This window comes from Saccharopolyspora antibiotica (genome assembly GCF_047200635.1).
Classification (GTDB): domain Bacteria; phylum Actinomycetota; class Actinomycetes; order Mycobacteriales; family Pseudonocardiaceae; genus Saccharopolyspora_C.
In genome coordinates, this window is sequence record NZ_JBJZOI010000034.1 from 51,646 (window position 1) to 57,852 (window position 6,207).

A 6,207-nucleotide genomic window follows, 5' to 3' on the forward strand; every position below is an offset into this window, starting at 1 on the left:
TGGGCACGCGCCCGGCGCACGACCAACGGGGATCGAAAAACGCGGAAGGCGTGCCCGCCGAGCGGGCACGCCTTCCGTCGAGTGGAGGTGCCGGGAATCGAACCCGGGTCCTCCGTCGCTTCACCAAGACTTCTCCGTGCGCAGTCCGCTGTGCCTCTGCTTGGCTCCCCCGGTCTCACGGACCAGCCGGGGTGACGAGCCCAGCCGCTGTTCGATGTCCCACCAGGTCCCGCGGCCGGACCTGGCGGTAAGAGCCTCCTAGTCGATGCCGGATTCCGGGACGGAGGCGTTCCCGGTCCGACAGAGTCGCTCCTCGCTCAGGCGGCGAGGGCGAACTCGCGCTGACTCTTGTCGGCGCTTATCAATGTGCGGCGACGCTTTCGGTGGTCTTCCGCCTGCACCGGCACGCTTCCCTTGGATCAACGTACGGAGTCGAAACCGTTCACCCCCTCTGCGGCCGTTCCTTCCGACCGCGCTTCACGTACAGCATAACGTCCGAGCCCCGGCGGATCATTCCACTATCCGCTAGCCGATCCTTCGCCGGTCAGACGCCCAGCAGCCGCTTCGGCGCGTCGTGCAGCGCGCTGCGCAGGAAGGCGGCCCCGAGGCGCTCATCGGCGGCGGCCCAGCCCGCGATGGCGTCCAGCTGCTCGGCGTAGGGGTACGGGATGTTCGGGTAGTCGCTGCCCAGCACGATCCGCTCGCGCACCGGCACCAGCCGGGCGGGCCAGTCCGCGGGCAGCGGGGCGAACCGCTCGCTGAACGCGACCCCCACCATCGTGGTGTCCAGGTGCACGCGGTCGTAGCGCTCCACCAGCCGCAGCGCCCGGTCGAACTCGGGCATCCCCGCGTGGGCCAGCACCGCGGTCAGCAGCGGGTGCCTGCGCAACACCTCGCCGAACACGTCGATCCCGGTGTGCTCCCCGGGGATCGGACCGTTCCCGCAGTGCACGACGACCGGCACGCCCGCCTCCGCGAGCACGCCCCAGGCCTCGTCGAGCAGCGGATCCCTCGGGTCGAACGCGCCGACCTGGACGTGCACCTTGACGCAGCGCGCCCCGGCCGCCAGCGCCTCCCGCAGGGAGCGGGCCGCGCCCCGCTCCGGGAAGAGGGTCGCGGTGGGCACCGCACCCGGCGTGCGGTGCCCGAACTCCAGCGCCCACGAGTTCAGCCACGCCGCCATGCCCGGCTTGTGCGGGTAGACCAGCGGCGCGAACGTCGTCACGCCCAGCTCGCCGAGCACCCGCAGCCGGGTCGGTTCGTCGTAGCGGTAGCGCACCGGCCAATCCGTGCCGTAGTGCGCGCGGGCCTGGTCGAAGTACGCCCAGACCTTGCGCAGCACCCGCTCCGGCAGGAAGTGCGTGTGCAGGTCGACCAGGCCGGGAAGGCCGAGCTCCGCCAGCCAGCCGCGCACCCGGTCGTCGGAACCGGGCCCGGCCGGCGAGCTCACACCCGTCCCTTGCGGACCCGTCCGATGTGTCGCTGCATCTCGCGGTCGGCGTCCCGCTTGGCGATGTCGTGGCGCTTGTCGTGCGCCTTCTTGCCCCGGGCCAGGGCCAGCTCCACCTTGGCCTTGCCGTCGGAGAAGTACATCGACAGCGGGACCAGGCTCAGCCCGGTCTCCTTGATCTTGCCGACCAGCCGGAGGATCTCACCCCGGTGCAGCAGCAGCTTCCGGGAGCGCCGCGGCTCGTGGTTGGTCCAGGTGCCCTCGGTGTACTCGGGGATGTGGGCGTTGCGCAGCCACACCTCGCCGTGGTCCACGGTGGCGAACGCGTCGACCAGCGATGCCTTGCCCTGCCGCAGGCTCTTCACCTCGGTACCGGTCAGCACGATGCCGGTCTCGTAGACGTCCAGCACGGACCAGTCGTGCCGCGCCTTGCGGTTCTGGGCGATCGGCTTGCGCCCGCGTTCCTTCACCATGCCTGCACCTTACGACTCGCGGTCAACCAGCTTTCCCGGCGACCGGTCTGGAGACGACGAAGCGGCTGCCCCCGCGCGACCGGCGCGGGCGCAGCCGCTCGGAGCGGCCGGACGACGGCTAGAGCCGCACGTACAACCGCAGCGTGACGTAGCCGGTGGTCGCCGAGATCGCGGCCGCCACCAGCAGCATGATCGGCGCGACGGCGGCGATGTCGCCGTAGCCGATCTCCGGGATGATGCCGGTGCCGAAGACCGGGGACATGACCCTGTCGATGAACGTCGCCTTCGAGATCAGCAGGCCGACGATCGCCAGCAGCGCACCGATCAGGCCGGAGACCATGGCTTCCAGGAGGAACGGGAGCTGGGTGTACCAGCGCGTCGCCCCCACCAGCCGCATGATGCCGGTCTCGGTCCGCCGCGTGAACGCGGAGAGCTGGATGGTGTTGGAGATCAGCAGCAGCGCCGCCATCGCCTGCACCAGGGCGATCGAGAACGTCGCGTTGCGCACCCCGTTGAGCACGCCGAACAGCCGGTCCAGGTAGTCGGCCTGGTCCACGACGCTGTCCACGCCGGGCTGCTCCTGGAACTTCTCCTGGATCGCGCCGAACCGCTCCTGGTCGGTGAGCTTGACCCGCAGCGAGGCGGGCATGGCCTCGATGCGGGCCACGTCGCGCAGCTCCGGCATGGTCTCGAAGACCTTGTTGAAGTTCGCGAAGGCCTCTTCCCGGTTCTCGAACTTCACCGACTCCACGCCGGACGCGCGGGTCAGCTCGGACTTGAGGTTCGCGCAGGGCTGCTGCGTGCAGTCCGAGTCGTTGGCGCTGACGTCGTCGGTCATGAACACCACGACCTCGACCCGGTCCTGGTAGACCTCCTGCATCCGGTCGATCAACCGGACGACCAGGAGACCGCCACCGAGCAGGCCGACCGAGATGGCCGTGGTGAGGATCATGGCGATGGTCATCGTCACGTTGCGCCGAAGGCCGTTGACGACCTCGCTGAATACGAAGCTCGCGCGCATCTTGGTGTGTGCTTCCTGGCTGGGTTCGGGGGTGCGGGGCTGCTCAGCGACCGACGCCGTAGACGCCGCGGGCGTCGTCGCGGATCACTCGGCCGAGGCTGAGCTCCACGACGCGGCGCCGCATCGAGTCGACGATCGAGTGGTCGTGCGTCGCCATGACCACCGTGGTGCCGGTGCGATTGATCCGCTCCAGCAGCAGCATGATGTCCTGGCTGGTGTCGGGGTCGAGGTTGCCCGTGGGCTCGTCGCACAGCAGCACGAGCGGCCGGTTCACGAACGCGCGAGCGATCGCGACCCGCTGCTGCTCACCACCGGAGAGCTCGTGCGGCATCCGGTCCGCCTTGCCGTCGAGCCCCACCAGCTGCAGGACCTCCGGGACCACCTTGCGGATGGTGTGCCGAGGCTTGCCGATGACCTCCAGCGCGAAGGCGACGTTCTCGGCCACGGTCTTGTTGTTGAGCAGCCGGAAGTCCTGGAAGACGCACCCGATCCGCTGCCGCAGCCGCGGCACCCGGCGCCGGGGGAGCTTCGCGACGTTCCAGTCGGCCACGAAGACCCGGCCGCGGGTGGGCACGTCCTCGCGGAGCAGTAGTCGCAGGAACGTGGACTTCCCGGAGCCGGAAGGGCCGATGAGGAACACGAACTCACCCTTGCCGACGTTCACCGAGACGTCGTCGAGCGCGGGGCGAGTCGAGGTCTTGTATCCCTTGGACACGTGCTCAAGCCGGATCACGGGGCGTGAGTTTACCTGCGACCTTTCGGGGGATGACGGCTCACCCGGGCCAGCCGCGACACCGACCGCGACCGGCCCCTCCCGCGCAGGTCACCTCGTGCGCGTGACACAACGGGGGGGAACCCGCGCCCGCGGCACGCGACTCACCCGAGCGGGCGGTTCGCGGTCTCGGTCGGGGCCGCCTCGGCTCAGGCCGCGCCGTCCTGCTGGCGGCGCCAGCGGATGCCGGCCTCCAGGAAGCCGTCGATCTGACCGTCGAGCACCGCGTCCGGGTTGCCGACCTCGTGCTCGGTGCGCAGGTCCTTGACCATCTGGTACGGGTGCAGCACGTAGGAGCGCATCTGGTTGCCCCAGCTGGAACCGCTGTCCTTGAGCGCGTTCAGCTCGGCGCGCTCCTCCTCGCGCTTGCGGGCCAGCAGCTTGGACTGGAGCACTCGCAGCGCGGCGGCCTTGTTCTGCAGCTGCGACTTCTCGTTCTGGCAGGAGACGACGATGCCGGTGGGGATGTGGGTGATCCGCACCGCCGAGTCGGTGGTGTTGACGCTCTGCCCGCCGGGGCCGGAGGAGCGGAAGACGTCGACCCGGATGTCCTTCTCCGGGACGTCGACGTGGTCGGTCTCCTCCACGACGGGCAGCACCTCGACACCCGCGAACGAGGTCTGGCGCCTGCCCTGGTTGTCGAACGGGGAGATCCGCACGAGCCGGTGGGTGCCCTGCTCCACGGAGAGCGTGCCGTAGGCGTAGGGAGCGTTGATCCGGAAGGTCGCCGACTTGACCCCGGCCTCTTCCGCGTAGGAGGTGTCGTAGACCTCGACCGGGTACTCGTGCCGCTCGGACCAGCGCACGTACATCCGCATCAGCATCTCGGCGAAGTCGGCGGCGTCGACCCCGCCGGCCTCCGCCCGGACGGTGACCACGGCTTCGCGCTGGTCGTAGTCGCCGGAGAGCAGGGTGCGGACTTCGAGGGCGTCGAGCTCCTTCTTCAGGCGCTTGCGCTCCTCCTCGGCCTCCTCCAGCCCGGCCTGGTCGCCTTCGTCCTCGCTGAGCTCGTAGAGGACCTCGAGGTCGTCGAGGCGCTGCCGCAGGTCGGTGACCTTGCGCAGCTCGGCCTGCCGGTGCACGAGCTGGCTGCTGACCTTCTGCGCGTACTCGACGTCGTCCCACAGGTCGGGCTTGGCAGCCTCGGTCTCCAGTTCGGCGATCTTCGCCCGCAACTCGTCTAGGCCCATGACGCTCTCGATGCCTTCGAGCGTGGTGGACAGGTCCTTGATGTCTGCGGCGACGTCGGGATTCACAGTGTTCGAGGGTACTTCACCGGCGGGCGGCCGCCCACGAGGACGGCCCCGGCCGCCGCTGGTCCCGCTTCCGGCCGCCCGCCAACGGGCGGTGGATCACGCCCATCGGATCATTCCGGAATGCTGTCCAGGAGTTTGACGATCGCCCTGTTGTGGGCGACGGTGAAATCGGCCGCGGCCTTCTCGTAGGGATCAGCGGTCGCCTTGGCGGCGTTCTTCGCCTCGTCGAGGCGGGCCGAGTACTGAGCGCGAGCCGACTCGACGAGCGCGGCGCGCTGCTTGGGCGTGAGCGAACCGGCGTGCACCAGGCGCAAGATCAGCGGGCTGCGCACGTTGTCCGGGCCGGGTTCGGTGTTGAGCCAGGACTTGAAGGCCCGCTTGCCGGCCGCGGTGATCGCGTACTGCTGACTGGAGCGCGGTCCCTGCTTGCCGAGGCGCAGCAGGCCGGACTCGGTGAGCGCCGGCAGTTCCCGGTACACCTGGCTGCGGGTCACGCTGAAGAATCCACCGAATCGTTCGGTGGCGGCAGCGACGAGCTGCCCCCCGGTCTTCGGGCCGTCGTGCAGCAGCCCCAGCAGTGCGGCGGATGTCGAGTTCAGCTCAGTCACGGATCCACCGTGCCACGACCCCCGCAGGCTGTCCACAATGGTCGGCCCCTCTGTCCACTGTGGTTGCAACGAGCTGCTCCGAGTGGACCATCCGCTGCTGGCGCAGCGTGAGCGGATGCCGCCGTCCTAGCGTGCTCCAGCACACACCGCTCTGCCATCGAGGGGAACGGCACGCGCGGAACTCGGCGCGCGCCCCCGGCGAGGCACCGCCGAGTAACTCCCCGGGCACCCCGAACGAGCGATCTACCTGCACGAAACGGTCCCCTGCCGAACGATCCGCCTCAACTACCCGCAGTAACCCCACCCGGAACACAGAGGACTCCACCCGCCCCACCCACCACGAGCGCACCCCCACCACGACCACGCGATCCGAGCACCACCACAACCCGAGAACGAAGCCCAAAGCACCACCACCAACCACAAGGGCACACCCCAACGCACCCACCACACCGCAAGGGCACAGCCAACGCACCCACCGAGCCGCGAGGGCACAACCCAACGCACCCACCCACACCGCGAGGGCGCAGCCCGACAAACCACCACACCGCAAGGGCGCAGCCCAAAGCACCCACCGAGCCGCGAGGGCACAGCCCAACGCACCACCACACCGCAAGAGCACAGCCCAGC

The 6,207-nt window shown here is 69.6% G+C and carries 6 protein-coding genes and 1 other RNA gene; all 7 read right to left on the reverse strand.

Annotation, left to right across the window (positions count from 1 at the left end; genetic code table 11):
* Positions 1–79: 79 nt before the first annotated feature.
* The 7 genes from ssrA to ACL03H_RS22815 all read right to left on the reverse strand — a co-directional run bounded on the left by ssrA (position 80) and on the right by ACL03H_RS22815 (position 5,580).
* Positions 80–450, reverse strand: a transfer-messenger RNA (tmRNA) gene (ssrA, locus tag ACL03H_RS22785).
* A 94-nt stretch (positions 451–544) separates the two neighbouring features.
* Positions 545–1,450 (reverse strand): amidohydrolase family protein, encoded by a 906-nt coding sequence (locus ACL03H_RS22790; protein ID WP_412813343.1) that lies wholly within the window; start codon positions 1,448–1,450, stop codon positions 545–547.
* Complete coding sequence (smpB, locus tag ACL03H_RS22795; RefSeq protein ID WP_412813344.1) at positions 1,447–1,923, reverse strand: SsrA-binding protein SmpB; 477 nt, start codon at positions 1,921–1,923, stop codon at positions 1,447–1,449. Before smpB ends, ACL03H_RS22790 begins: the two co-directional genes overlap by 4 nt.
* A gap of 118 nt (positions 1,924–2,041) precedes the next feature.
* Positions 2,042–2,944, reverse strand: coding sequence for a permease-like cell division protein FtsX (ftsX, locus tag ACL03H_RS22800; protein ID WP_412813345.1), 903 nt, complete (start codon positions 2,942–2,944; stop codon positions 2,042–2,044).
* Positions 2,945–2,987: 43 nt separating this feature from the next.
* On the reverse strand, positions 2,988–3,677 hold the full coding sequence (gene ftsE, locus ACL03H_RS22805; RefSeq protein WP_412813346.1) for a cell division ATP-binding protein FtsE: 690 nt from the start codon (positions 3,675–3,677) through the stop codon (positions 2,988–2,990).
* Between the two features lie 188 nt (positions 3,678–3,865).
* On the reverse strand, positions 3,866–4,972 hold the full coding sequence (gene prfB / locus ACL03H_RS22810; protein WP_412813347.1) for a peptide chain release factor 2: 1,107 nt from the start codon (positions 4,970–4,972) through the stop codon (positions 3,866–3,868).
* Between the two features lie 110 nt (positions 4,973–5,082).
* Positions 5,083–5,580 (reverse strand): PadR family transcriptional regulator, encoded by a 498-nt coding sequence (locus tag ACL03H_RS22815; RefSeq protein WP_412813348.1) that lies wholly within the window; start codon positions 5,578–5,580, stop codon positions 5,083–5,085.
* Positions 5,581–6,207 lie beyond the last annotated feature (627 nt).